28 protein-coding genes and 1 other RNA gene are annotated in these 24122 nt (G+C 67.7%); 17 read left to right on the top strand and 12 right to left on the bottom strand.

Annotated elements, in window-relative coordinates:
* Nucleotides 1-12: 12 nt before the first annotated feature.
* From AC3B5T_RS24955 to crcB (AC3B5T_RS24935), 5 genes are all read left to right on the top strand, one after another.
* Complete coding sequence (locus AC3B5T_RS24955) at nt 13-624, top strand: MSMEG_1061 family FMN-dependent PPOX-type flavoprotein (protein WP_055477008.1); 612 nt, start codon at nt 13-15, stop codon at nt 622-624.
* A 145-nt stretch (nt 625-769) separates the two neighbouring features.
* Nucleotides 770-2650 carry a propionyl-CoA synthetase gene (locus AC3B5T_RS24950; RefSeq protein WP_055477007.1) on the top strand — a complete coding sequence of 627 codons (1881 nt, stop codon included), beginning with the start codon at nt 770-772 and terminating at the stop codon, nt 2648-2650.
* A 2-nt stretch (nt 2651-2652) separates the two neighbouring features.
* Complete coding sequence (locus AC3B5T_RS24945; protein ID WP_010844514.1) at nt 2653-3135, top strand: DUF6790 family protein; 483 nt, start codon at nt 2653-2655, stop codon at nt 3133-3135.
* Between the two features lie 14 nt (nt 3136-3149).
* Complete coding sequence (gene crcB / locus AC3B5T_RS24940; RefSeq protein ID WP_010844513.1) at nt 3150-3602, top strand: fluoride efflux transporter CrcB; 453 nt, start codon at nt 3150-3152, stop codon at nt 3600-3602.
* Nucleotides 3599-3967, top strand: a complete 369-nt coding sequence (crcB, locus tag AC3B5T_RS24935) for a fluoride efflux transporter CrcB (protein WP_197282826.1) — start codon at nt 3599-3601, stop codon at nt 3965-3967. Before crcB (AC3B5T_RS24940) ends, crcB (AC3B5T_RS24935) begins: the two co-directional genes overlap by 4 nt.
* 77 nt (nt 3968-4044) lie before the next feature.
* On the opposite strand, the gene AC3B5T_RS24930 is transcribed toward crcB (AC3B5T_RS24935), so the two are convergent.
* Together AC3B5T_RS24930 and AC3B5T_RS24925 are read right to left on the bottom strand one after the other, a co-directional pair.
* Entirely contained in the window at nt 4045-5268 is a 1224-nt protein-coding gene (locus AC3B5T_RS24930) for an acyl-CoA dehydrogenase family protein (protein ID WP_010844511.1), read from the bottom strand.
* 31 nt (nt 5269-5299) lie between these two features.
* The gene (locus AC3B5T_RS24925) at nt 5300-6670 is read right to left on the bottom strand and encodes an acyl-CoA dehydrogenase family protein (protein ID WP_035718177.1); all 1371 of its coding nucleotides are present in this window, start codon (nt 6668-6670) and stop codon (nt 5300-5302) included.
* Between the two features lie 183 nt (nt 6671-6853).
* Between AC3B5T_RS24925 and AC3B5T_RS24920 the strand changes: the two genes are divergently transcribed.
* Nucleotides 6854-7312 carry a DUF2752 domain-containing protein gene (locus tag AC3B5T_RS24920; RefSeq protein ID WP_055477006.1) on the top strand — a complete coding sequence of 153 codons (459 nt, stop codon included), beginning with the start codon at nt 6854-6856 and terminating at the stop codon, nt 7310-7312.
* 43 nt (nt 7313-7355) lie between these two features.
* Nucleotides 7356-8015, top strand: coding sequence for an MBL fold metallo-hydrolase (locus tag AC3B5T_RS24915; protein ID WP_055477005.1), 660 nt, complete (start codon nt 7356-7358; stop codon nt 8013-8015).
* A 114-nt stretch (nt 8016-8129) separates the two neighbouring features.
* On the opposite strand, the gene AC3B5T_RS24910 is transcribed toward AC3B5T_RS24915, so the two are convergent.
* Nucleotides 8130-8705 carry a TetR/AcrR family transcriptional regulator gene (locus AC3B5T_RS24910; RefSeq protein WP_055477004.1) on the bottom strand — a complete coding sequence of 192 codons (576 nt, stop codon included), beginning with the start codon at nt 8703-8705 and terminating at the stop codon, nt 8130-8132.
* A 149-nt stretch (nt 8706-8854) separates the two neighbouring features.
* Here AC3B5T_RS24910 and AC3B5T_RS24905 point away from each other — a divergent pair, with 149 nt between their 5' ends.
* Nucleotides 8855-10558 carry a nitroreductase family deazaflavin-dependent oxidoreductase gene (locus AC3B5T_RS24905; protein ID WP_055477003.1) on the top strand — a complete coding sequence of 568 codons (1704 nt, stop codon included), beginning with the start codon at nt 8855-8857 and terminating at the stop codon, nt 10556-10558.
* A 58-nt stretch (nt 10559-10616) separates the two neighbouring features.
* Here AC3B5T_RS24905 and hisN read toward each other — a convergent pair whose 3' ends face one another.
* Entirely contained in the window at nt 10617-11420 is an 804-nt protein-coding gene (hisN, locus tag AC3B5T_RS24900; RefSeq protein ID WP_010844505.1) for a histidinol-phosphatase, read from the bottom strand.
* A gap of 19 nt (nt 11421-11439) precedes the next feature.
* Between hisN and AC3B5T_RS24895 the strand changes: the two genes are divergently transcribed.
* From AC3B5T_RS24895 to smpB, 7 genes are all read left to right on the top strand, one after another.
* Nucleotides 11440-11832 (top strand): hypothetical protein, encoded by a 393-nt coding sequence (locus tag AC3B5T_RS24895; protein ID WP_010844504.1) that lies wholly within the window; start codon nt 11440-11442, stop codon nt 11830-11832.
* 46 nt (nt 11833-11878) lie between these two features.
* Complete coding sequence (prfB, locus tag AC3B5T_RS24890; protein ID WP_010844503.1) at nt 11879-12994, top strand: peptide chain release factor 2; 1116 nt, start codon at nt 11879-11881, stop codon at nt 12992-12994.
* Nucleotides 12991-13947, top strand: a complete 957-nt coding sequence (locus AC3B5T_RS24885) for a mechanosensitive ion channel family protein (RefSeq protein ID WP_010844502.1) — start codon at nt 12991-12993, stop codon at nt 13945-13947. The genes prfB and AC3B5T_RS24885 overlap by 4 nt, the downstream gene beginning before the upstream one ends.
* Complete coding sequence (locus tag AC3B5T_RS24880; protein ID WP_010844501.1) at nt 13947-14504, top strand: Rv3103c transmembrane domain-containing protein; 558 nt, start codon at nt 13947-13949, stop codon at nt 14502-14504. The genes AC3B5T_RS24885 and AC3B5T_RS24880 overlap by 1 nt, the downstream gene beginning before the upstream one ends.
* Before the next feature lie 90 nt (nt 14505-14594).
* Entirely contained in the window at nt 14595-15281 is a 687-nt protein-coding gene (gene ftsE / locus AC3B5T_RS24875; protein ID WP_010844500.1) for a cell division ATP-binding protein FtsE, read from the top strand.
* 53 nt (nt 15282-15334) lie between these two features.
* Nucleotides 15335-16243, top strand: coding sequence for a permease-like cell division protein FtsX (gene ftsX / locus AC3B5T_RS24870; protein ID WP_010844499.1), 909 nt, complete (start codon nt 15335-15337; stop codon nt 16241-16243).
* A gap of 90 nt (nt 16244-16333) precedes the next feature.
* Entirely contained in the window at nt 16334-16810 is a 477-nt protein-coding gene (gene smpB, locus AC3B5T_RS24865; protein ID WP_010844498.1) for an SsrA-binding protein SmpB, read from the top strand.
* A gap of 1 nt (nt 16811) precedes the next feature.
* Here smpB and AC3B5T_RS24860 read toward each other — a convergent pair whose 3' ends face one another.
* Both AC3B5T_RS24860 and AC3B5T_RS24855 read right to left on the bottom strand, forming a co-directional pair.
* Nucleotides 16812-17114: a hypothetical protein gene (locus AC3B5T_RS24860; protein ID WP_055477002.1), complete on the bottom strand. Its 303-nt coding sequence runs from the start codon at nt 17112-17114 to the stop codon at nt 16812-16814.
* Nucleotides 17115-17261: 147 nt separating this feature from the next.
* The gene (locus tag AC3B5T_RS24855) at nt 17262-17618 is read right to left on the bottom strand and encodes a hypothetical protein (RefSeq protein WP_156354368.1); all 357 of its coding nucleotides are present in this window, start codon (nt 17616-17618) and stop codon (nt 17262-17264) included.
* Nucleotides 17619-17759: 141 nt separating this feature from the next.
* Here AC3B5T_RS24855 and AC3B5T_RS24850 point away from each other — a divergent pair, with 141 nt between their 5' ends.
* A complete protein-coding gene (locus tag AC3B5T_RS24850; RefSeq protein WP_010844495.1) occupies nt 17760-18341 on the top strand; it encodes a TetR/AcrR family transcriptional regulator in 582 nt (193 codons plus the stop codon).
* Nucleotides 18342-18402: 61 nt separating this feature from the next.
* Nucleotides 18403-18776: a transfer-messenger RNA gene (gene ssrA / locus AC3B5T_RS24845) on the top strand.
* Nucleotides 18777-18831: 55 nt separating this feature from the next.
* Here ssrA and AC3B5T_RS24840 read toward each other — a convergent pair.
* The 6 genes from AC3B5T_RS24840 to AC3B5T_RS24815 all read right to left on the bottom strand — a co-directional run bounded on the left by AC3B5T_RS24840 (nt 18832) and on the right by AC3B5T_RS24815 (nt 24102).
* Entirely contained in the window at nt 18832-19710 is an 879-nt protein-coding gene (locus AC3B5T_RS24840; protein ID WP_055477001.1) for a metal ABC transporter permease, read from the bottom strand.
* Complete coding sequence (locus AC3B5T_RS24835) at nt 19707-20498, bottom strand: metal ABC transporter ATP-binding protein (RefSeq protein ID WP_055477000.1); 792 nt, start codon at nt 20496-20498, stop codon at nt 19707-19709. The genes AC3B5T_RS24840 and AC3B5T_RS24835 overlap by 4 nt, the downstream gene beginning before the upstream one ends.
* Nucleotides 20495-21418 (bottom strand): metal ABC transporter substrate-binding protein, encoded by a 924-nt coding sequence (locus AC3B5T_RS24830; RefSeq protein WP_010843458.1) that lies wholly within the window; start codon nt 21416-21418, stop codon nt 20495-20497. The genes AC3B5T_RS24835 and AC3B5T_RS24830 overlap by 4 nt, the downstream gene beginning before the upstream one ends.
* Before the next feature lie 76 nt (nt 21419-21494).
* The gene (locus tag AC3B5T_RS24825) at nt 21495-22136 is read right to left on the bottom strand and encodes a class I SAM-dependent methyltransferase (protein WP_055476999.1); all 642 of its coding nucleotides are present in this window, start codon (nt 22134-22136) and stop codon (nt 21495-21497) included.
* A complete protein-coding gene (locus AC3B5T_RS24820) occupies nt 22133-23266 on the bottom strand; it encodes an ABC transporter permease (protein WP_055476998.1) in 1134 nt (377 codons plus the stop codon). Before AC3B5T_RS24820 ends, AC3B5T_RS24825 begins: the two co-directional genes overlap by 4 nt.
* Nucleotides 23263-24102, bottom strand: a complete 840-nt coding sequence (locus tag AC3B5T_RS24815; protein WP_055476997.1) for an ABC transporter ATP-binding protein — start codon at nt 24100-24102, stop codon at nt 23263-23265. Before AC3B5T_RS24815 ends, AC3B5T_RS24820 begins: the two co-directional genes overlap by 4 nt.
* Nucleotides 24103-24122: the final 20 nt, after the last annotated feature.

The following is a 24122-nucleotide window of genomic DNA, read 5'->3' as shown; positions in this document are numbered from 1 at the left end:
CACGATGTCCGCATGCACATCACCGACGAGGCGAGGCTGCGGGAGATCGTCGGCGAACCGGCTGCCGTGGTTCGCGACAAGGTCAGGCCGACGCTGTCCGACATCGACCGGGCATGGCTTGCCGCCTCACCCGTGGTGTTCCTGGCCACCGCCGACGCCCACGGACGCGTCGATGTCTCGCCCAAGGGCGACCCCGCCGGCAAGGTGGTGCACATCATCGACGACACCCGCATCGCGATTCCGGAACGTCCCGGGAACAGGCGCGTCGACGGCTATCTGAACATCCTGCGCAACCCGCACGCCGGCACCATCTTCGTCGTCCCCGGCCGCAACGACACCCTCCGGGTCAACGGGGCCGCCCGCGTCGTCGACGACGGTGACTACTTCGACGCCCTGGCGGTCAAGGGAAAGCGTCCGATCCTGGCGGTGGAGATCGACGTCGACGAAGTCTTCTACCACTGCTCCAAGGCGTTCCTGCGTGCGGATCTGTGGAAACCGGAGACCTGGACTCCCCGCACGCTGCCCACGGTGGCCGCCATCACCAGGATGGTCATGCCCGAACTCGAGGTCCCGCTGGTCGACGACCGCGAGACCGACGAGCAGTACCGCAAGTACCTGTACTGACCGTTCGCCGCGAGCCGACGGCCGGTCGGCGCGGGACCGCAGATCACGTGTCGTGGCGGCGATCACACCGATACCCTCGAAGGGCGATGCGGCACCCTGCAGCGGTTTCGGGTGCGGGCCACGACGAGACGGCGAAGGGAAGGCCATGGGCAGCTACAGCGAGGCGTTCACACAGGCGAGCGATGATCGTGAGGCGTTCTGGCTCTCCGCCGCGGAAGCGGTGGACTGGCACACCCCGCCGACCACGGCGCTCGACGATTCCGACGCCCCGTTCTACCGCTGGTTTCCCGGCGCCACGCTGAACACCTGTCACAACGCGCTCGATCGGCATCTCGCTGACGGCAACGACGGGCGGACGGCGCTGATCTGGGACTCGGCCATGACCGGGGAGCGACGGCACTACACCTATGCGGCGCTGCTCGATGTGGTCTCCAGATTCGCCGGAGTGCTGACTGCACAGGGTGTCTCGGCCGGAGACCGCGTGGTCATCTACATGCCGATGATCCCGGAGGCCGCCATCGCGATGCTCGCGTGCGCGCGGATCGGTGCGGTGCATTCGGTGGTGTTCGGTGGGTTCGCCGCCCGGGAGCTCGCCACGCGCATCGATGATGCCGAGCCCGTCGCCGTCGTCACGGCGTCGGGAGGCCTGGAACCGGGACGCACGGTCGAGTATCTGCCGATGGTGGCGAAGGCCATCGAGATGTCGGCGACACCGCCGCGCACCGTCATCGTCAAGGATCGTCCGGAGATCACCGGCAGCGCCGCCGATCACGCCGGCTGGCTGGACTGGGATGAGGTCACCGACACCGCCGAACCGGTCGACCCGGTACCGGTCGCCGCGACCGATCCCCTTTACATCCTCTACACCTCGGGAACCACCGGGAAGCCCAAGGGAGTCGTCCGCGACAACGGCGGGCACGCGGTCGCGTTGACCTGGTCGATGACGAACATCTACGACATCGCCGCGGGTGACGTGTGGTGGACGGCGTCGGACGTCGGATGGGTCGTCGGGCACTCCTACATCGTCTACGCGCCGCTCTTCGTGGGGGCGACGACGGTGATGTACGAGGGCAAACCGGTCGGCACCCCCGACGCCGGCGCGTTCTGGCGGGTCATCGCCGATCACGGTGTCAAGGCCCTGTTCACCGCGCCGACGGCGATCCGCGCGATCCGCAAGGCGGACCCAGAAGCCACCGAACTCGCGAAGTACGACACGTCGTCCCTGCAGACCTTGTTCGCAGCCGGCGAGCGCCTCGACCCCGACACGTTCGCCTGGGCGTCCGACGTCCTCGGGGTCCCGGTCGTCGACCATTGGTGGCAGACCGAGACCGGCTGGGCGATCGCGGCGAATCTCCGTGGGCTCGAGCCGATGCCGATCAAGGCGGGTTCGCCGACGGTGCCCGTGCCCGGATATCGGGTGGGCGTCGTCGACGCCGAGGGCAACACGCTCGGAGCGGGGGAGGAGGGCAACATCGTCATCAGCCTGCCGCTGCCGCCCGGGACCCTCGCCGGCTTGTGGCGCGACGAGGAGCGTTACCGCAAGTCGTATCTGTCGGCATTCGACGGCTACTACCTGACCGGCGACTCCGGCTACGTCGACGCGGACGGATACGTGTTCGTCCTGGGTCGTTCCGACGATGTGATCAACGTTGCCGGACACCGGCTCTCGACCGGCAGCATCGAAGCGGTGGTGGCGTCGCATCCGGCCGTCGCCGAGTGTGCGGTCATCGGCATCCGGGACGACCTCAAGGGGCAGCGCCCCAGCGGTTACGTGGTGCTCAAGTCCGGTGTCGACATCGAGGCCGAGACATTGCGAAGCGAACTGGTGTCCCTGGTACGCAACGAGATCGGGGCGGTGGCCACCTTCCGGGACGTCACCGTCGTGCCGGCGCTGCCCAAGACGCGGTCGGGCAAGATCCTGCGGAAGACCATGCGGCAGATCGCGGATCATGAAGAGTACACAGTGCCCTCGACCATCGAGGACCCCGACGTGCTGACGGCGCTGGCCGATCAGCTCAGGGGCTGAGCATGCTCGACGCCTTGATACGCAACGCGATCCGGCTCGTACCGTTCGTCGGGATCGTCGGCACGATCATCACCACGCTCATCGACGCGTTCACCCCCGGCGGTGACCTGGGCCGGGATCTGCTCGAGAATTCGGTGCTGTGGATGATCGGTGTCCAGGGATGGATGACCGGGTGCGGCCACATGTTCGTCGGTGAGCCGATCGCGGAGTCCATCGGGTGGCCACCGAAGACCCCGTGGCAGTGGGAGGTCGGGCTCGCCAGCCTCGCGACGGGTGTGTTGGGCGTGATCGCGTCGGGCTTCGGCGACGAATTCACCCTGGCCACCATCATCGCGTTCTCGGTGTTCTACCTGGGTGCCGCGGTGGGTCATGTGCGGGAGATGGTGATCCACCGGAACTTCAAGGCGGGCAACGCCGGCCCCATCTTCTTCTTCGACGTGCTGGTCCCGATCTATCTGATCGTGTTGTATGTGATCGTCGTGTAGCGGAGACTTGGCGCGTGCACCGAGACGAGCACCGCGAACTCCCCGTCGATCCCGACGAACGTCCGCTGCACCTCCGGGTGCATGCGCTCGCCTGGGTCTTCGCCGGGGGACTCGTCGGCACCGGCGTGCGGTACTGGGCCGAGGGAGCGTTTCCCGCCCAGCAGGGACACTGGCCGTGGGCGACGTTCGGGGTCAACATCATCGGCGCGTTCGTCCTGGGGGCGCTGCTGGAATTGCTTGCGCGGCTCGGCCACGACGAGGGATGGCGCCAGCGGATACGACTGTTCGGCGGCACCGGCATCTGTGGCGCGCTGACCACTTACAGCACGTTCGCGCTGGAGATCACCGAACTGACACGGGCGTCGGCGGTGGTGACCGCGTTGTCCTACGCGGTCGTCAGCGTGGTCCTCGGTCTCGCTGCGGCGGCGTGCGGGATCGCGCTCGCCTCCCGGGTGGCGCGGGCGTGATCGCGCTGGCCGTCATGGTGGCGGGTGCGCTGGGCGCGGTCTCCCGGTTCGTCGTCGACGGAGCGGTCAGAAACCGATGGCCGACGACGACGCCCTGGGGCACGTTCGCGATCAACGTCAGCGGCTCCGCGTTGCTGGGGCTGCTCGCCGGCCTCGTTGTCTTTCACGGGGCGCCACACGAGTGGCAGGTGATCGCCGGAACCGGGTTCTGCGGTGGCTACACGACTTTCAGCACGGCCGCGTTCGAGACGGTGCGGCTGGCGCAGCGGGAGGAGCGGTGGAGGTCCGGGGCATATGCGGTCGGAACGCTCGTCGCGTCGGTGACCGCGTGCGCGACGGGCATGTGGGTCGTCTGGCTCGCCTGACAGCCGGTTCGCGCCAACGGCTCGGCCCCGCGGCGAGAGTGTCGTCGCGGGGCCGAGAGGCGTTGTGTGTCAGCCGATCACTTGAGTTCGGCGCTGCTCTTGTTCAGCACACGCCGCGCAATGATCAGGTTCTGGATCTGCTGGGTTCCCTCGAAGATGTCGAGGATCTTGGAGTCACGGGCCCACTTCTCCACGAGCAGCCGCTCCGAGTACCCGAGGGTGCCGGTCAGTTCGACGACCTTGTTGGTGACGTCGGTGGCGGTGCGTCCGGCCTTGGCCTTCGACATCGACGCCTCGGTGGAGTTCGGCTGCTTGTTGTCGGCCATCCACGCCGCCCGCATCGTGTGCAGGTACGCGGCCTCGAAATCGGCTTCCATCCGCAGGAATTCGGCCGCGGCGGCATGCTGGTCGGCGGCGGGCCGATCGTAGTCGACCTCGATGCCGGCCTCGTCGAGAATCCGGCGCAGCTCCTCGAGCGCGGCGCGGGTCACACCCACGGCCATGCCGGCCACCAGCGGACGGGTGTTGTCGAAGGTCTGCATGACCCCGCCGAACCCCTTCTTGGTGTCGACCTCGGGTGAGCCGAGCAGGTTCTCCTTCGGGATGCGGCAGTTCTCGAAGCGGATCGCGGCGGTGTCGGAGACCTTGATCCCGAGCTTGTGCTCGAGACGTTCGACGGTGACGCCCGGATGGGTGCGGGGAACCACGAAGCTCTTGATGGCGGCCCGGCCGGCGCTCTTGTCGACCGTCGCCCAGACGACGATGTGGGTTGCGCGCGACCCCGCGGTCACGTAGATCTTCTCGCCGTTGATGACGTACTCGTCGCCGTCGAGCGTGGCCGTGGTGGAGACGGCGGCCGAGTCGGAACCGAAACCGGGCTCGGTGATGGCCATCGCGGCCCACACCTTGCCGAATCGTTCGAGCTGTTCGTCGGTGGCGACCGCGGCGATCGCCGAGTTGCCGAGTCCCTGGTAGGGGATGCTCAGCATGAGACCGACGTCGCCCCAAGAGGTTTCGATCACGTTGACCACGGACTGCATGTTGCCGCCGTTGACCACCGCGCCGTCGGACTTCGGCTTCTCCTTCTTCTGCTGGCTACGACCGCCGTCGGCGCCCGCACCGGCCTGGCCGGTCTCGGACAGGCCGTCGTACAGGCTTGCCAGGGTGTCGAGCTCGACGGGGTAATCGTGCTCGCGCAGGTCGTACTTGCGGGAGATGGGCCGGAATATCTCCGCCGCCGCCTGATGGGCCTGGTCGACGGTGACGTTCAGCTTCTTCGGGAGTTCGAGATTGATGCTCATGAGAGATTCTTTCGCTGCATTCCGAACGCGGTCAGAGGACGACGATGCCTTCGCCGATGCCGGCGCCGCGGAGGTCGCGGTACCAGCGTTCGACGGGGTGCTCCTTGGTGAAACCGTGGCCGCCGAGCAGCTGGACGCCGTCGAGACCGATCTGCAGGCCCTTGTCGATCGTCAGCTTGCGGGCGAGTGCTGCCTCGCGGGCGAAGGACAGGCCCTGCTCGGCGCGGGCGGCACCGCGCAGCGTGACGAGGCGGATCGAGTCGACCTCGGTCGCCATCGTGGCGACCATGAAGGCGACCGCCTGACGGTTGGAGATGGGCTCGCCGAACGCTTCACGCTCGTTCACGTAGGGGATGACGTAGTCGAGGACGGCGCGCGCGGTGCCGGCGGCCAGCGCCGACCAGCCCAGGCGGGACAACCGCACGACGTCGCGGTAGGCGGTCGCCGCGGCGTCGGGTTCGCCGCCGATGATCGCGCTTGCCGGGACGGCGACGTCCTGCAGGAGCAGGCGCCCCATCCCCGCGGCACGCACGCCCATGCCCGGGTCGGCTTCGACGATCAGGCCCTTGCTGTCGGATTCGACGATGAACAGGGTCGGCTTGCCGTCGAGCTGGGCGCCGACGATGAACAGCTCCGAGGAACCGGCGGCCGGGACGAAAGACTTGACGCCGTTGAGGCGGAAGCCGCTGGGCACGCGGGTCGCCTTGGTGTTCAAGGCGAAGGCGTCGAACAGCGGACGGGGCTCGGCGATGACGACGGCCGCCTGGGGCACGTTCTCACCGGCGAAGTCGGGCAGGTAGGTGCGCTGCTGCTCGTCGGTGCCGAAGTTGGTGAGCGTGGTGGCCACACCGCTCGGCGCGAGCAGCGGAAGCGCGAGTCCCATGTCGCCGTAGGCCATTGCCTCGGCGACGAGCGCATTGGTGACGACACCGCGCTCGGTGGCCGCGCCCTCGAACTCCTCGGGGACGTTGATCATCGTGATGCCGAGTTCGGCCGACCGCTTGACGATGTCCTCGGGTGCGGCGGCCGCCGCGTCGGCGTCGTGGGCGGCGGGGCGCAGGATCTCGGTGGCGAACTCCTTCACCGTCTCCGAGATCATCTGCTGTTCGTCGTCGGGGGTGAGGTTGAAGTAGTCCTTGGGTGCGCTGGTGAGTCGCTTGGCCTGACCCGAGCCGCCGCCCTGTGCTGCCTTGAACGCGCGGTTCGCCGCCCCGAGGGTCTGGAATCCGGTCTTGGTGCCCTGGTAGGCGATGCGGTTGATCGGCTCGCGGATCTTGTACTTCTCGGCGAACTCGGACCCGGTCACCGTGGTCAGGACGCGCATCGCGGTGCCGATGAAGTTGCGCGGATGCGGGTTGCGTCCGACTGCGGAGGTGTCGCGCGGTTCGGTGTGAGTTGTCATGATCACCAGCCGTTTCTTTCCAGTCGCCCCGGTCGGGGTCTCTGCGTGGATCCACATGTGTGGGTGGACAGGGTCGATGCGACCGACCTTACTCGGTAGTAAGTCCCAACCTTACTTCGGAGTAAGAAGTTTGTCACGCACTTGCCCGACCCCACCCGTCGGCACACCCGCTACGCTGGCCGCATGACCCTCGATCACCGCCGCGAACAGGGCTTATCGGCCAATCAGGTGGTGGGCGCGACGACCGTCGCCGTGGTCGGTGCCGCCGCACTCGGAGCTGCCAGTGTGTTCACCCCGGGCGGCGTCGACGCCGGACCGCAACTCTGCCCGTTCGCGGTGATGACCGGCCTCCCGTGCCCCGGATGTGGACTCACCCGCAGCTGGGTGGCACTCATGCACGGCGACGTCGGGTCAGCGTTCACGTTCAACATCTTCGGGCCGGTGTTCCTGGTGCTGACCGCGACCACCGTGGTGGCTGCGACCCTCACCCTGGTGCGCCGTCGCGGGTCGCCGCTGTCGAGGTGGCGCGACCTCGTGCTCGGCCCGGTCGGTGCCGTTCTGCTGGGGGTGTGGTTGGCCTACGGTCTCGCGCGGATTCTCGACGCGGTGGTCGGTTGGGGGTTCTTCCCGGTCGTGGTGTGAGCGTGCCGCTGTGTGAGCGCGCGTGAGCGTGCACAGTGGACATATGCAGATCACCCACTTCGGCCATTCCTGTCTGCTCGTCGAGATCGACGGGACCAAGGTGCTCTTCGATCCGGGGAACTTCTCGCACGGGTTCGACGGCATCAGCGGTCTCGACGCCATCCTGATCACCCATCAGCATCCCGACCACTGCGACGTCGCGAAGCTGCCCGACCTCGTCGCGGCCAACCCCGACGCGATCCTGTACGCCGACCCGCAGACGACGAGTCAACTCAACGGCGATGCCGTGGCCGGCGAGTGGACGGCCGCCCGCAGCGGCGACCAGATCGAGATAGGCTCGCTCACCGCACGTTTCACCGGCGGCCGGCATGCGGTGATCCACCCCGAGATCCCGGTCATCGACAACGTCGCCTACGTCCTCGGCACCGCCGAGCAGCCGGGACAGTTCATGCATCCGGGCGATTCGTTCTACATCCCGTTCGAACACGTCGACGTGCTCGCGCTTCCGTCGGCCGCACCGTGGATGAAACTCAGTGAGTCGGTCGACTATCTGCGCGCGATGGCGCCCCGCGTCGCGGTGCCCATCCATCAGGCGATCCTGTCCGACGCCGGTAGCGGGATCCACTACGGGCGACTGGCCGACATGAAGGCCGACGCGACCGAGTTCACGGTGCTGGAGAAGGAGCGCGCCACGCAGGTCTGAGTGGGTTCGGGGGCCCTGCTCCCTAATCCGAAAGAACCACAGACCCGCTGGCCCGCCCTGCTCCCTGAGGAGCGCCCGGAGCTTGCGGAGGGCGCGTCACGAAGGGTCTCCGCCTCATCGATCGCCGGCGCCCCCCGGGTGCGCTCGGTGGACGGCGACGAGCTCGTTGAGGTGGGTGGCCACCTGGATCAGCGGGGTGGTGGTCTGTGAGGCCTCCGACAGGACCACCGCGCCCTCGATCGCCGCGACGATGGTGGTGGCCAGGGAGGCGGTTGCTTCGGGCGCGATGCCGTCGTCGCGGAGCCGACGCTCGATGAGATCCCGCCACTCGTCGAAGACGTCGGCGGCGGCGGCCGCGGCTTCCGGTGCCGACAGGCGGCCCAGTGCGGCGGCCACCACGGGGCACCCGCCCTCGAAGTCCGTGGTGGACAGCGCTGCCGACCACATGTCGGCGAACGCCATGATCGGGTCGGCCTCGGCGACGATCTCGGTGAGGAGTGCGGTGATCATGCCGCCCGAGCTGCGCGTGGCGGCCGCCATCAGTTCCGACTTGCCGCCCGGGAAGTTGAGATAGATGGATCGGCGGGCGACGCCGCTGTGTTCGAGGATGTCCGAGACGGCAGTGCCCGCGACACCGTGCCGTCGCATGAGATCCGCGGTCGCCTCGATCAATTGGTCTCGCGCTGCCATCGAATGCCACTCCCTCGTCCGTCACGGGCCCACCGGGCGACCGGCCGCTCCTTGCAGTATACCAATCGGTCTACTAGGGTCCTCGGAAGTAGACCAATCGGTATAGAACCGGGTTCGTCCCCGGGGCACACGCAATCCAGTCGTAGGAGATGAAGATGACCGACACGGTGACACTGGCAGCACCTCTGACGCTTCCCTCGGGTCAGGTCCTGCCGAACCGGATCATGAAAGCAGCCCTGAGCGAGGGTCTGGGCGATGCGGGTGCCGGCCCGGACGATCGTCTGGAGCGTCTCTACTCGCGCTGGGCGGCGGGCTCCTACGGCCTGGTCGTCACCGGCAATGTGATGGTGGATCGGCGGTATCTCGGGGAGCCCGGGAACGTCGTGGTCGAGGACGACCGGCATCTCGATGCGCTCACGCGTTGGGCGAAGACCACGCAGGACGGTGGATCACCCATCTGGATGCAGATCAATCACCCGGGGCGACAAGCCAATCCGTTGACGACCGAGGGCCGTGTGGTGGCTCCGTCGGCCGTTCGCCTCGCCATCCCGGGGGTGCCGACCCCGCGCGCCCTCGCCGACGCGGAGATCAAAGAGATCATCTCGCGATTCGCGACCACCGCCGCGGTGGCCGAGGCGGCGGGTTTCGACGGGGTGCAGATCCACGGCGCCCACGGATATCTGCTGTCACAGTTCTTGTCGCCGCTGGCGAACCGACGCGAGGACAGGTGGGGCGGCTCCATCGAGAACCGGGCTCGTTTCGCCCTCGAGGTCGTCCGTGCGGTGCGCGCTGCAGTCCGGCCAGGTTTCGGTGTCGGCATCAAGCTGAACTCCGCGGACTTCCAGCGTGGCGGATTCTCCGAAGACGAGTCGCGCACCGTGATCGCGTTGCTCGCGTCCGAGCAGCTCGATCTCATCGAGATCAGCGGCGGCAGCTATGAGTCGCCCGCGATGATGGGGCGGCCCGTCCAGTCGGCGAGCACTCGCGAGAGGGAGGCGTACTTCCTGGAGTACGCCGTCACCGTCCGCGAACTCGCCGCGGGGATCCCGCTCGCCGTCACCGGCGGCTTCCGCACGCAGACAGCCATGGCGGCCGCGATCGCCGACGGCGCCTGCGACCTCGTCGGGATCGGACGACCGACGGTGACCACACCCACCGCAGCGCTCGACGTGATGACCGGCGACCTCGATCGTCTGACGTCGCAGCAGCAGCGGTTGCCGCTTCCGTCCCGACTGTCCGGCACCGCGACCGCCAGGTCTCTGGAAGGGGCACTCGACCTGCAGTGGCACACCGACCAACTGCACCGGATGGCCGGCGGCGAAGACCCGAACCCGGCCCGTCCGCTCTGGCGGACCGCGGTGACGACGGTGCGGCGCAACGGGATCGGCGCGCTGCGAAGCACGCGGAACGTGAAGTCGCGCGATGCCAGGGCGGTCCGGAAGTTCCGGTTCGAGCGCAACGTCGGACGCTACCTCGCCAATCCGGCTGTGGCCGCGCTCAATCGCCTCGGGATCGGCACCCACCTGGCGACGGACCTGGAGACCGTCGGCCGCAAGACGGGTCTGGCCCGCAGGGTTCCGGTGTCGGCCGCCTTCGACTCCGACGGAGCCTGGGTCATCAGTCAGCACGGCAAGCGGTCGGGATGGGGGATCAACATCACGGCGAACCCGACGGTGCGCATCCGCCACGGCCGTCAGTGGCGCACGGGGACAGCGCAGTTCGTACCCGACGACGACGTGGTCGCGCGAGCGCGTACCTTCGCCACCAGTCCACTGTTCGCCGGTCTGACGTCGGCCACCATCCGCGCGCTCCAGAGTGACCCGATCTCGGTACGGATCACCTTCACCGACTGAAGTGCCCCTCAGGCGCGCAGCGACTCCACGACTTCAGGCGCGCAGCGCCTTCGACACCTCAGGCGCGCAGCGCCTCCACGACCTCGTCGTGCAGCAGTCCGTTGCTGGCCACCGCGCTGCCGCCGGCGGGGCCGGGCGTGCCGTCGAGGGCGGTGAACCGTCCGCCCGCCTCACGCACCAGGATGTCGAGGGGGGCCAGGTCCCACAGCGAGACCTCCGGTTCGGCGGTGACGTCGACCGCTCCTTCGGCGACGAGGCAGTAGTTGAAGAAGTCCCCGTAGCCGCGCACGCGCCACACCCGGTCGGTGAGGTCGATGAATCGGTCGCGGATACCGCGGTCGGCCCAGCCGGACAGGCTCGAGAACGCGAGGCTCGCCGATCCGAGGTCGGCGACCCCGGACACCGACAAGCGTCGCACCTCGTCGTCGCCGAATCGGGCGTGGGCGCCGAGACCCGTTGCCGCCCACCAGCGCCGGTGGAGTGCCGGTGCCGAGACCACGCCCACCGTCGGCACGCCGTCGATGAGGAGCGCGATCAGTGTCGCCCACACCGGGACACCGCGCACGAAGTTCTTGGTGCCGTCGATGGGATCGATGACCCATTGCCGTCCGGACAGCGTGGCGTCGCCGCCGAACTCCTCGCCGAGGACGGTGTCCGCGGGCCGGCGTGCGGCGAGCCGTTCGCGGATCATCGTCTCGCAGGCCAGATCGGCGTCGGACACGGGTGTGAGGTCGGGTTTGTCGTCGACGCGGAGGTCGACGGCCCCGAACCGGTCCATCGTCAGCACGTCGGCGGAGTCGGCGAGTGAGAGTGCGAGTTCGACGTCGTCGCTGAACTTCGTCGGGCCGGGAGGGACGGACATGCCCGGTAGGGTAGCTCTCATGTGGCTGACCGTGACGTTCACCCTGTTGATCGCGGCACTCATCGTGGTGCTGGTGGTGCAGTGGCAGCGCGGGCGCAATCCGCAGCCGATGTCGGCGGCGAAGGCCTCCCAGTTCGTGCAGGGCACGTTCACGATCGTCGGGGTCTCCGACCGCGACGACGATCCGACCACGAGCGCCACCGACAAGAACGGCGACCGGTTCTGCACGATCTCCGGGACGATCGTCGGTCCCGAGACCAATCCGACCGAGGTGTACGGGACGCTCGTCCTCGGTGCGGGTGACCCGTGGCCCCAGATCGGCGACGATCTGCCGGTCCTCTACAAACCGCAGAAGGCCGCGACGTCGTGGCGGTTCGGGGTGATGCCCGAGCAGGGGCCCGGCCCACTCTGATCCTCCCGGGCGCTCGCGCGCCGGACTGTCGGTACTCTGGATAACCGTGCATCCCGACGTGACCGCAGACCTCGAATCCCTCGACGCCACCTTGACCACCGTTGAGAAGGTGCTCGATCTCGAGGAGCTCCGTCGTCGCATCGACGAACTCGAGATGCAGGCCTCTGACCCGGACCTGTGGAACGACCAGGACCATGCCCAGAAGGTGACCAGCGAGCTGTCCCACGCGCAGTCCGAACTCCGGAAGGTCTCCGAGCTGCGCCAGCGACTCGAGGACCTGCCGGTGCTCTACGAGCTGGCCGAGGCCGAAGAAGGTGACGACAGGGTCGCCGCGCTGGCCGACGCCGACTCCGAGCGCGAGAGCCTGCGGACCGACATCCAGGCGATGGAGGTCAAGACGATGCTCGCCGGCGAATACGACTCGCGCGACGCGGTCGTCAACATCCGTTCCGGCGCCGGCGGCGTCGACGCGGCCGACTGGGCGCAGATGCTGATGCGCATGTACATCCGCTGGGCCGAGCAGAAGGGTTACGGTGTCGAGGTCTACGACACGTCCTATGCAGAGGAGGCGGGCCTCAAGAGTGCGACCTTCGCGGTGAAGGCCCCGTACATGTACGGCACGCTCTCGGTCGAACAGGGCACCCATCGACTCGTGCGCATCAGTCCGTTCGACAACCAGAGCCGGCGCCAGACGTCTTTCGCCGAGGTCGAGGTGCTGCCGGTGGTCGAGACCACCGACCACATCGACGTCGACGAGAACGACATCAAGGTCGACGTCTATCGGTCGTCGGGTCCCGGTGGGCAGTCGGTCAACACGACCGACTCGGCGGTCCGCCTGACGCACATCCCGACCGGCATCGTCGTGACGTGTCAGAACGAGAAGAGTCAGCTGCAGAACAAGGCGTCGGCGATGCGCGTCCTGCAAGCCAAGCTCCTCGACCGCAAGCGGCAAGAGGAACGCGCCGAGCTCGATGCGCTGAAGGGTGACGGCGGCTCGAGCTGGGGCAACCAGATGCGTTCCTACGTCCTGCACCCGTACCAGATGGTGAAGGACCTGCGGACCGGCGTCGAGGACAACAACCCGACGTCGGTGCTCGACGGCGAACTGGACAAGTTCATCGAGGCCGGGATCCGCTGGCGGATGGCGACCGCCGAAGCGTGATCGCCTCACCCGCCGATCTGCTGCTGGCCGCTGAGCCGAGCCCGACCGAACTGCTCCTCGGTCGGGTCTATGTCTGGCTCGTCACCAGCGGCCTGGAAATCGTGATCTGGATCCTGGGCGCGGTCCTGCTGGCCCGTCTGATCCGATGGTTCGCCGACAAATACGCCTCGCGTGTGGATTCGCGGTTCTCGACCAGCGATCTCATCGTGCAGACCGAAGACGCGAAGCATCGTCGGGCGCTGGTCGACGTCGTCGCCTGGACCTTGATCGTCGTGATCGCGATCATCGTGATCATCCACTCACTGTCGGTGTTCGGCATTCCGCTGACCGGGCTGACCGGGCCCACGGCGGTGATCGGTGCCGCACTCGGCTTCGGTGCACAGCGCATCGTGCAGGACATCCTGGCCGGGTTCTTCGTCGTCGCGGAGAAGCAGTACGGCTACGGCGACGTGGTCGATCTGACCGTGACCGGCAATTCGCCCGCCGAGGGCACCGTGGAGGACGTGACGCTGCGGGTGACCAAGCTGCGCACCGCCGAAGGAGAGGTCATCACCGTTCCCAACGGGCAGATCGTCAAGGCCACCAACCTCTCGAAGGACTGGGCGCGCGCGGTTGTCGACGTCCCGGTTCCGTCCGAAGCCGACATCGGGATGGTCAACGAGACGCTGGATCGGGTCGGCCGCGAGTTCTACGCGTTGCCGCGGTGGCACGACATCCTGCTCGACGCACCGTCGTCGCTCGGCGTCATCAGCCTCGAGCTCGACGCGATCACGGTGCGCATGGTGACGCGCACCCTGCCGGGCAAACAGTTCGAGGTGGGACGTGCGTTGCGTGTCCACATCATCCGCGCGCTGGCACGTGAGGGAATCAACGTGCCCGCTCGCGAGGTACGCGCCGCCGGAGGGCCACCGGCAACGCAGGCCGACCAAGGCAACCGGGACGGGGGAGACTGATGGTGGACTCACCGAACGCCCCGGGCCGGCACGGGTCCGGCGAGAACCACCCCGAGCGGCCCATCCCCGGCGCGGACGACCCGACCCAGATCATCCCGACGCAGGGCATCCCTCCGCAGGACCCGTCACCACCCGAGTCGCCGGCCGCCCCCGACCGCAGGCGGCGGTTCGACTGGGGTCACATCGCACGGACCCGGGTCCGCACGAGCACCGCGATCCTCGTCGCCGTGTTCCTGGCGTGCTGCGTGCTGTACGGATACACCTCGCAGCGCTACGGGGTCGTGGCCCCGGCTCCCGCCCGACCCGCCCCGACGACCTCGCAGACGGTCGAACCGACCTACGAGCCACCGCCGACCACGTCGTCGACGACCACCACCAGCACCGAACCGTCGACGACCGACACGACCGGCGGCGTGGAGGGCACGGACGGCACCTCGACCGACGGAACGGGATCGCAGACGCCGAGCACGAGCCGCGAGACCATCCCGGGACTGCCGAACATCCCGTTCCCGAATTTCGGCGGACAAACCCCGACCACGACGGTCCCGACACGCTGACGCGGCCGGAAACGGCTGGTCAAGCGTGCGGCCGCGCCGGTATGTCGCGCCTGAACACGCTCTCAGGAGTCGTCGTTACACTGGCACACCGTGATCAAGCTGGAGAACGTCACGATGCAGTACAAGGCGTCCAGTCGACCCGCTCTGAAGGATCTGAGCCTCGAGGTCGACAAGGGGGAGTTCGCGTTTCTGATCGGTCCGTCGGGATCGGGCAAGTCGACGTTCTTCCGGCTCCTCCTCAAGGAGGACCGTCCGACGAGTGGCGACGTGTATCTCGGCGAGTTCCACGTCAACCGGCTGCGGGCGCGCGCGGTGCCGAAGCTGCGGCAGTCCATCGGGTGCGTGTTCCAGGATTTCCGGCTGCTGCAGAAGAAGACCGTCGCCGAGAATGTCGCGTTCGCGCTCGAGGTGATCGGACAGCCGAAATCGACCATTCAGCGTGTCGTGCCCGAGGTGCTCGAGTACGTGGGTCTGGAGGGCAAGCACGATCGCATGCCCTACGAGCTGTCCGGCGGCGAGATGCAGCGCGTGGCGATCGCGCGCGCCATCGTGAACCGGCCGCTGGTGCTCCTCGCCGACGAGCCGACCGGAAACCTCGACCCGGAGACCAGTGAGGAGATCGTCGACGTCCTCGACCGCGTCAACCGTCGGGGCACCACCGTGGTGATGGCCACCCACGACCGCCACATCGTCGACGCCATGCGCCGGCGGGTCCTCGAGTTCGACAACGGACAGCTCGTGCGCAACGACCCCCAAGGTGTGTACGGGATCGGCTGACCAACCGCGCCCTGCAATCACACACCCACGACCCAAGGACTGTCTGAGCAAGCATGCGAGCGAATTTCATCCTGAGCGAGGTTCTCAACGGACTCCGCCGCAACGCGACCATGACCATCGCGATGATCATCACCACGGCGATCACGCTGGGCATGTTCGGCGGCGGTCTGCTGGTGATCCAGATGGCCGACAAGAGTCAGCAGATCTTCCTCGACCGCGTGGAGATGGAGTTCTACCTCAATCCCGAGGTGACCGAACGGGATCCGCAGTGCGAGTCCGACCCGTGTGCCCAGTTGCGTCGCGGGCTCGAGAACGAGCCGGGCGTGACCTCGGTGACCTACCTGGACAAGGACGAGGCCTTCAAGCGCGCCAAGGAGATCTTCGCGAACAACCCCGACCTCGCCGAGAACATCGTGGAGGGCACGCTGCCCGCCTCCCTGCGTGTGCGGGTGTCCGACCCAGGGCAGTTCGATGCGGTGCTCACCAAATACGCGGACCGGAAAGACCTGGGCGTGGACGCCTTCAAGGACGACCGCAAACTGGTGCAGCGGATCTTCAGCGTGCTCGACGGGGTCCGCAACGCGACGTTCGCCATCGCCTCGGTACTGGCGATCGCGGCGATCCTGTTGATCATCAACACCGTTCAGGTCGCTGCGTTCACCAGACGGACCGAGGTCTCGATCATGCGCCTGGTGGGCGCCACCCGGTGGTACACCCAGCTGCCATTCCTCCTCGAGGCGGTGGTGTCCGCCTTCGTCGGCTCCGTGCTGGCCATCGGCGGTCTCTTGCTGGCCAAGAAGTTCTTCTTCGACAACGCGTTACGCGAGTTGTACGGGGTCAGTTTCTTCGCCCGGATCGAGTTGACCGACGTGCTGTTCGTCGCACCGTTCCTGGTGCTCGGCGGAATTGTGTTGGCCGGCGCGACCGCGTATGTCACGCTTCGTGTCTATGTCCGGGAATGATCCGTCCGTGCCGACGGTTCCGATTGTCGGCTGTCAGCAACACGTGGGTCGTCCGCAGGTCGGCCGGTATCGAGTCGAGGAGGTGAGTGCATGCCGAAGGAAAAGGGACGCAATGTGATCGCGTCCAACCGGAAGGCCCGGCACAACTACGCCATCCTCGACGTCTACGAGGCCGGGATCGTGCTCGTGGGCACCGAGGTGAAGAGCCTCCGCGCAGGCAAGGCCTCGCTGGTCGACGCGTTCGCGACGATCGACGACGGCGAGGTCTGGCTCCATGCCCTGCACATCGCCGAGTACGGCAACGGCTCGTGGACCAACCACTCTGTGCGGCGCAAACGCAAACTGCTCATGCACCGCCGCGAGATCGACAACCTGGTCGGCAAGATCCGCGACGGCAATCTCACGCTTGTGCCGTTGTCGATGTACTTCAACGACGGCAAGGTGAAGGTCGAGCTCGCACTCGCGCGCGGTAAGCAGGCCCACGACAAGCGCCAGGACATCGCCAAGCGGACCGCCCAGCGCGAGGTCGAGCGTGAGGTCGGTCGTCGCGTGAAGGGGATGGGGTGAGTCAGCCGCTCGTCTCGGGCTGACGTTGCTGCGCTCCACCCATCTGCGGTCCACCCATCTGGGGGCCGCCTCCCATTCCCGGGCCGTTGTCGCCCTGCTGCCAGACGGCGGCGGGTGTCGGCCGGTCAGACGTTGTATCGCCGGTGATGTAGCCGGCGCCGAACCCCAGTCCGCCCGCGACGATGGCCAGTCCGGCTGCGCCGGCGATCAGGGCCGACCGGGCCGGGGCGGTCTTCGGGGCCACCGGTCGCGGGGCGGGGGAGGCGTGGTCGGGTTCGTGCTCGCCGGGGGTCGGGGAGGTCATCTCGGTCTCGCTCTCGTCGGTCGGCCGAAGTCCGTCCTCGGCTCACGAGGTCTCCACGATCCCGGCGGCGCCTGGGCCGGGCCTGGCGGGCAGCTGTGAATGAGCTGGCAGCTCATCCGACCTCGCCCTTCGCGCGGGTCGTCGGCGTCACGCGGCGCGGTCGGCGCTGATCTGCTCGGTCCGGTGCATCGTCGAGACGTCGGCACTCGGGCGGTAGGTGCGCTCGTAGCGCTCGATGTCGGCTCGTCGCAGGAGTGGTGTCATCGGGTCGGCGGAGAGGATGTCGCCGCCCGAGAAGCGTGATCGACGGCTGAGCACCGACTGGTGCCGGAAGCACGCGACAGATGTCGTCAAGAGGACCGCCATCCCGACGCCGAACGGCCACGCGGGCGCGGCGACGCCATCGGCCAACGCCACCACGAACAACCCGAGAAACAGAAACGCGAGCAGCAGGATCAAGTATCCGGTGAAAGCAAAACATGTCGATCGAGGCGTTCCGCGCACGACGAACTCCTTCCGTTGAGTGGTCCCGACCCGATTCGCTACACCCACTGTAGCGCTACGCTACGTGTAGCGTTTCGCCGCGCGGTATCATTTCTGCCAGAGATCGGATCCGGAGTGGCTGGAAGTGCGAGGTGATCACGAGTGGCAGGCGACAGCGGCACGAAGATCGTCCGGTCGACCCTCGAACTGCTCCGCACCCGCGGGCCGGCGGGGGTCACGGTCGAGAGCGTCGCCGCCCACTCCGGGGTGGCGCGCACGACGATCTATCGCCGATACCGCAACCGGAACGAGATGCTCAGCGCCGCGTTGCTGGAGGTCGCGGTGGTCGAGCCGCCCGATGCGGACCTGTCCGCCGAGGCCCGGCTCCGCTGGGTGGTGCGCCACGCGGCGTCGATGGTGGTCGACGGCATCGGTTTCGGCGGCATGGCGGCCCTGCTGACCGATTCCGATCCCGAGTTCGGCGTCCTTTTCCGGCAGGTGCTGGCGCGGCATCGCTCCGAACTCCGGGAAGTCCTCGACGCGGGCAAACGGAACGGTCAGTTCGCGTCGTCGATGGAGCCTGAAGTGCTGGTCGACGGCATCGTCGGGGCGCTCGTCGCCGAGCGCGCCCGCACGGGAGGTGTCGCCGACGACTGGGAGGACCGAACGGTCACCGCCTTCGCTCCCATGGCCTTCGCCGCCGACGGTGACCGCCGAGGACGCGCGCCGGGGAAACGGGAATGAACTCTGCGCAACGAGTTGTTAGACTGAAGTGCTCGCTGACTTCCGTCGGCGGGTCCTACTCGGGGCTGATCGGTTTCGACTTCGTGCGTCGAGATAGGGGAAGCGTGTCGGTGCAGGCTGGAGACCACCGTAAGCGTCGCAGCAACCAATTAAGCGCCGATTCCAATCAGCGCGACTACGCCCTCGCTGCCTAAGTAGCGCCGGCTAGTCTGTCGGCCCGGGTTATGCTCCCAGACCCGGATGCCGGCATCATCCATGGGAGCTCACCGTCCTCGCCGGTCGCGGGTGAGGTCGGAACATCAAACAGCGACTGGGATCGTCATCTCGGCTTGTTCGCGTGACCGGGAGATCCAAGTAGAGACATAGCGGACTGCACACGGAGAAGCCCTAACAACACGACGGAGGACCCGGGTTCAATTCCCGGCAGCTCCACGAGAAGCGCCCCACCTGTTCAGGTGGGGCGCTTTCGTTGTCTCTACGGGCAGGTCGGCTACCCGGTGCTCAGCGCGTCGAGGGTCGCACTCTCGCGATGCTTGCGTCGCTTCGTCACCACGCCGTGGGTCGGGCTGAACAGGTAGACACCGAAGAACGTGATGCCCTGGACCAGGACGACCATCCCGCCGGGGGAGGTGTCCTGGTAGTAGGAGACGTACAGGCCGATGACACCGCAGATCGCCGAGATGGCGGGCGCGATGATCAGCATCCGACCGAAGCGATCGGTGAGCAGTCGCGCGGTCGCGCCGGGGATGATGAGCATCGCGACCACGAGCACGATGCCGACGACCTGCAGCGCCGTGACCGCAGTCAGGGCGAGCAGCGCGAGCAGGGCCGCGCCGAGCAGCTTCGGGCTGAGACCGATCGCGAAGGCGTGCGTGCGGTCGAAGGCGTAGAGGGTGAAGTCGCGCCGCTTCAGCAGGAGCAGCGTCGCGACGATCGCGCCCAGGATCGCGATCTGCACCAGGTCCGACGTCGAGACACCCAGCAGGTTGCCGAAGATGATGTGGTTGAGGTCGGTCTGGCTCGGCGTCACCGAGATCAGGACCAGTCCGAAGGCGAAGAGGGTCGTGAAGACGATGCCGATGGCGGCGTCCTCCTTCACCCGGCCGCCATCGCGGACCGCGCCGATCAGTGCCACCGCGAGGAAACCGAAGATCACCGCGCCGATGGCGAACGGGACGCCGACGATGTAGGCGAGCACCACGCCCGGCAGCACCGCATGCGAGACGGCGTCGCCCATCAAAGACCAGCCGATCAGCACGAGCCAACACGACAGGAGCGCACACACGACCGAGGAGATCAACGTCGCCCACAGCGCGCGGGTCATGAACGCGTACGCGAACGGGTCGAGGAGGATGTCGACGATGTTCACGCGACCTCCTCGGGATGTTCGGAGCCGTGGCGTTCCGAAGTCGGCCGGGCGAGGGGATCGAGACCGAACGCGCGGACGAGATTCTCCGCGGTGATCACCTCGGTCGGCGCGCCCTGCGCGATCACCCGGCGCATCAGCAGGATCGCCTCGTCGGCCAGCTCCGGCAGGACCTGCAGGTCGTGCGTCGAGACCAGGATCGTCGTCCCGGCGTCGGCGAGTTCGCGCAGTAGCGCGGTGATGGTGGCCTCGGTGCGTTTGTCGACACCGGCGAACGGCTCGTCGAGCAACAGGATCCCCGCTTCCTGCGCGATGCCGCGGGCGACGAAGGCCCGCTTGCGCTGACCGCCGGACAGCCGGCCGATCTGGCGGTCGGCGAAGTCGGTGAGTTCGACGCGCGCCAGGGCTTCGTCGACGGCGTCGTGGTCGGCCCGCTTCGGTCGGCGCGTGAACCCGAGGTGGCCGTAGCGACCGGTCATCACGACGTCGCGGACCGAGATCGGGAAGCTCCAGTCGATGTCCTCCGACTGCGGTACGTAGCCGAGCGCGCCGGCACGACGCGCTGCGGTGGGGGTCCGGCCGCCGAGCCGGACCGTGCCGGTCGTCGGGGTCACCGAGCCCACGATCGTCTTGAACAGCGTCGACTTGCCCGAACCGTTCATGCCGACGAGGCCACACACCTGGCCGGCCGGCACGCGTACCGACGCGTGGTCGAGGGCGAGGATGTCGCCGTACCGGACGGTCACGTCCGTCACTTCGATGGCGGAACCGCTTGTCGCTGAGGCGTTCACGTGTTGCTCCCGGTCAGGCCCGACACGATGGTCGCGACGTCGTGGCGGATGAGGTCGAGGTAGGTGGGTACGGGGCCGTCGGCTTCGGAGAGCGAATCGACGTACAGGGTCCCGCCGAAACGGGCGTCGGTCGCGTTCACGACCTGCTTCATCGGGGCGTCGGAGACCGTGGACTCGCAGAACACGCCGGGGACGCGGTTGGCCCGCACGAAGTCGATCGTCTCGGCGACCTGTTGCGGCGTCGCCTGCTGTTCGGCGTTGACCGGCCAGATGTAGCGCTCGGTGAGTCCGGCGTCGCGGGCGAGGTAGGAGAACGCGCCTTCGCACGTCACAAGCGCCCTTTCGTTGGCGGGTAGCCCGGCGAGGGCGGAGGTGAGGTCGGTCTGCACCTCTTGCAGCTGTTTTTTGTATGCGGCCGCGTTGGATTCGAAGGTGGCGGCGCCGTCGGGGTCGAGCTCGGTGAACGCGCGGACCATGTTGTCGACGTAGATCTGGACGTTGACCGGACTCATCCACGCGTGCGGATTGGGTTTGCCCGCGTAGGCATCCGACGCGATGTCGATCGGCTCGATGCCCTCGCTGACGACCACGTGCCGGACGTCGAGTCCGTCGACGAACTGCGCGAACCAGGCTTCGAGGTTGAGCCCGTTGTCGAGGACCAGCGAGGCGGTCGCGGCGCGCCGGATATCGCCGGGGGTGGGCTCGTAACCGTGGATCTCGGCGCCCGGCTTGGTGATCGACTCCACCTCGAGGCGATCGCCGGCGACCTCGGAGGCGATGTCGGCGAGCACGGTGAACGTGGTGAGTACGACCTTCTCGTCGGGTAGCCGGCTCGACAGCGTGCAACCGGCGAGGACCGTGCAGACGGCGGTGAGGAGTGCCCCTGCGGTGAGGAACCGACGACGCGCGGGCTTGGGCATGCCGACACTATAGTTTCGGTTGTCCGAACTTTCTAGTTCGGGGGCTGGACGGCTCAGCCGAGCTCGAAGCCGTCGCTCACCGCCGCCGGGCGAGAACGTGGAACTCGGGAAAGCGGTGATCGTCGTCGGCTCGGTGTACCGTTCGCCATTCCTCGTCGTATCCGGCGTCGGCCAGTGCGGCGGACATGCGGTCCGGGTGCCATCGCCACGCGGGTGCCACCCGATGATCGAAGTCGACGATGCCCTCGTCGGCGCTCGCCTGGCCGGCGACCAGGACGATGCTGCCCGCGTCCATCCGTTCCGCCCAGCCTGCCAACACATCAGGTACGGCGTCGGGTGGCACATGGATCAGACTGAACCGGGCCAGGATCGCCGCGACGGTGACGCCGGCGAGCTCCGGCGCCCCGAGACGGGCGTCGTCGGAGACGAATCCGACTGCGGGGTGCGTCGACCGTGCGATTCGCAGCATCGATGTACTCGGGTCGACCCCGATCACATCGAAACCGCGTGCAGCGAGTTCGGCGGTCAGCAGGCCCGGCCCACACCCGACGTCGACCACTGTTCCGGTGACACCGCTGCCGCGGACGTGTTCGACGAACGCGTCGAAGGCGTGGCGTTGCAAGATGTTCGTGAACGGCGAGGGGAACGTCTCGGCGTACAGATCGGCCAGGGCGTCGTACCCGGGCTGGAACCCGGCGGTGCCGTGGCCGGCGCTCATGCGATCCGGACGCCGCGCGGCAGCTTGCCGGCGGGTATCCGCAGACGTCGGGCCGCGACGAGATATCCCAGGCCGCCGAGCATCAGGTAGATCCCCAGTCCGACGTACCACGAGTCCCCCATCTCGGAGGTCTGGTGGGCTGTTTCGCGAGCGATGTGTCCGGTGGGGGCCTGCTGGTCGACGTAACCGAAGGATATGTCGGCACACGTGCGAGGGCCGATGTACGGGCCCGCCCGCACCGCCGACAGCGTCTGCGAGATCTCCTGCGCGGTGCTGTCGGAGGCCCTCGTCGGATTCTCGGGTGTCGTGGACACGGCGTCGGCCACGATGAAGAACGGATTCGGGGCGAGGAGCCACCAGATGCGTTCCTGGTGGTGGAACTCTTCCTCGCGGGTGACCTCCTGACACGTCCAGGTGGGCGTCGGGCTCGATGGGTCCGTCACCGTGGTGTCGGTGCGGATCACCGAATGCATTTGTGCCGTCGTCGGATACAGGAGACCGAACGCCACCGGCAGGCCGAGGAGGAGGAAGAAGACGGCCGACTGCGTCAGCACCGCGGATCCCGCCGGGCGCGCTGTCACCGCGGAGAATCCGAGTCCGATGCCTGCATACGACGCGAAGACGAGTGCCAGGACGACGATGCCGAGCACGCTGCGCCAGATCGACTGGGGCGCTTCGACCAGGCCCCAGATCAGGTACGGTGCGGCGACGGCGACCAGGGCGATGCCCGCCACCCAGCTCCCGATGAGTTTGCCCAGCGCCAGTTGCCAATTGGTGATCCCGGTGTCCTGGACCACGGCCAGGGTCGCGTCCTTGCGGTCACCGTTGATCGTGGTCGCCGCCAGCGTGGGAGCCACGATGATCCCGAGCAGCAACAGGAATCCGAGCAAGAGCGCGTAGAGATTCGACGCCCAGCCGGTGTAGGTGCCGCCGAACACCCCCACGGCCAGGTACATGGACCCGAAGACCGCCAGCGAGGTCACGACGAAGGCCACGATGAGCGAGGCCTTCCATCTCGTCGTCCGCAGTCGCTGACGTAACTCGAGTTCGACGATGACGGCGACCATCCGCCACCACGACGAGAATCCGGTGCGTCGCGAGTCGTCCGTCGGGAGCGTGGTCGTGGTCATCGGCGCTCCGGGTCCAGTGCGAGGTAGGCGTCTTCGATGCCGGTGGACACGTGCGCGAATTCGCTGACCGCCGCCCCGGAGGCCACCAGTTGTGCGAGGTGCCGGGAGGCGGCGGTCTCGTCGTCGAAGCGCGTTTCCTGCGCCTGCCCCGGCGGTTGCCCGACGAGCCGGATGCGCCACACCCCACCGGCGGTACTCGGCGCCGTGTGGGTCCGGCCCTCGGTCATCAGGACGACGTCGTCGACCATTTCCTCCAGCTCGGAGAGGATGTGGGAGGACACCAGGATCGAGCACCCGTCGTCGGCGAGCCGGCGGAGCTGGCCGCGCAAGTCCATCCGGGACCGCGGGTCCATTCCGGAGGCCGGCTCGTCGAGCAGCAGGATCCGGGGTCGGTGCACCAGCGCGCGTGCGAAGCCGAGGCGTTGTTTCTGGCCGCGCGACAGCTCGTGCGCCGGCCGCGCCGCGAGATCGGTCAGGTGGACCAGTTCGAGGAGTTCACCGGCGCGCTGACGGGCCCGGGTGGTGGGCATTCCGTACAGCTTGCCGAAGGTCGTCAGGATCTCGTGCGCCGTGAGGCTCTCCCAGGTGCCGAAGATGTCCGGCATCCACCCGGTCAACCGGCGCATGTCCGCGGGGTCCACCGCCGCGTCGTCGACCACGATCGTGCCGCTGTCGGGGGCGAGCAGGCCGGCGAGGAGCAGCAGCAGGGTCGTCTTGCCTGCGCCGTTGGGCCCGACGAGCCCGCTGATCCTGCCGGATCTGAGTTCGAGGCCCGCCTCGGCGACGGCGGTGTGCCGGCCGAAGGTACGCGAGAGCCCGGTGGCGACCAGTGACATGCCACGACCGTAGCCCAGTC

This window comes from Gordonia sp. G4 (assembly GCF_057770005.1).
This window is presented reverse-complemented; position numbering and strand designations above follow the sequence as displayed.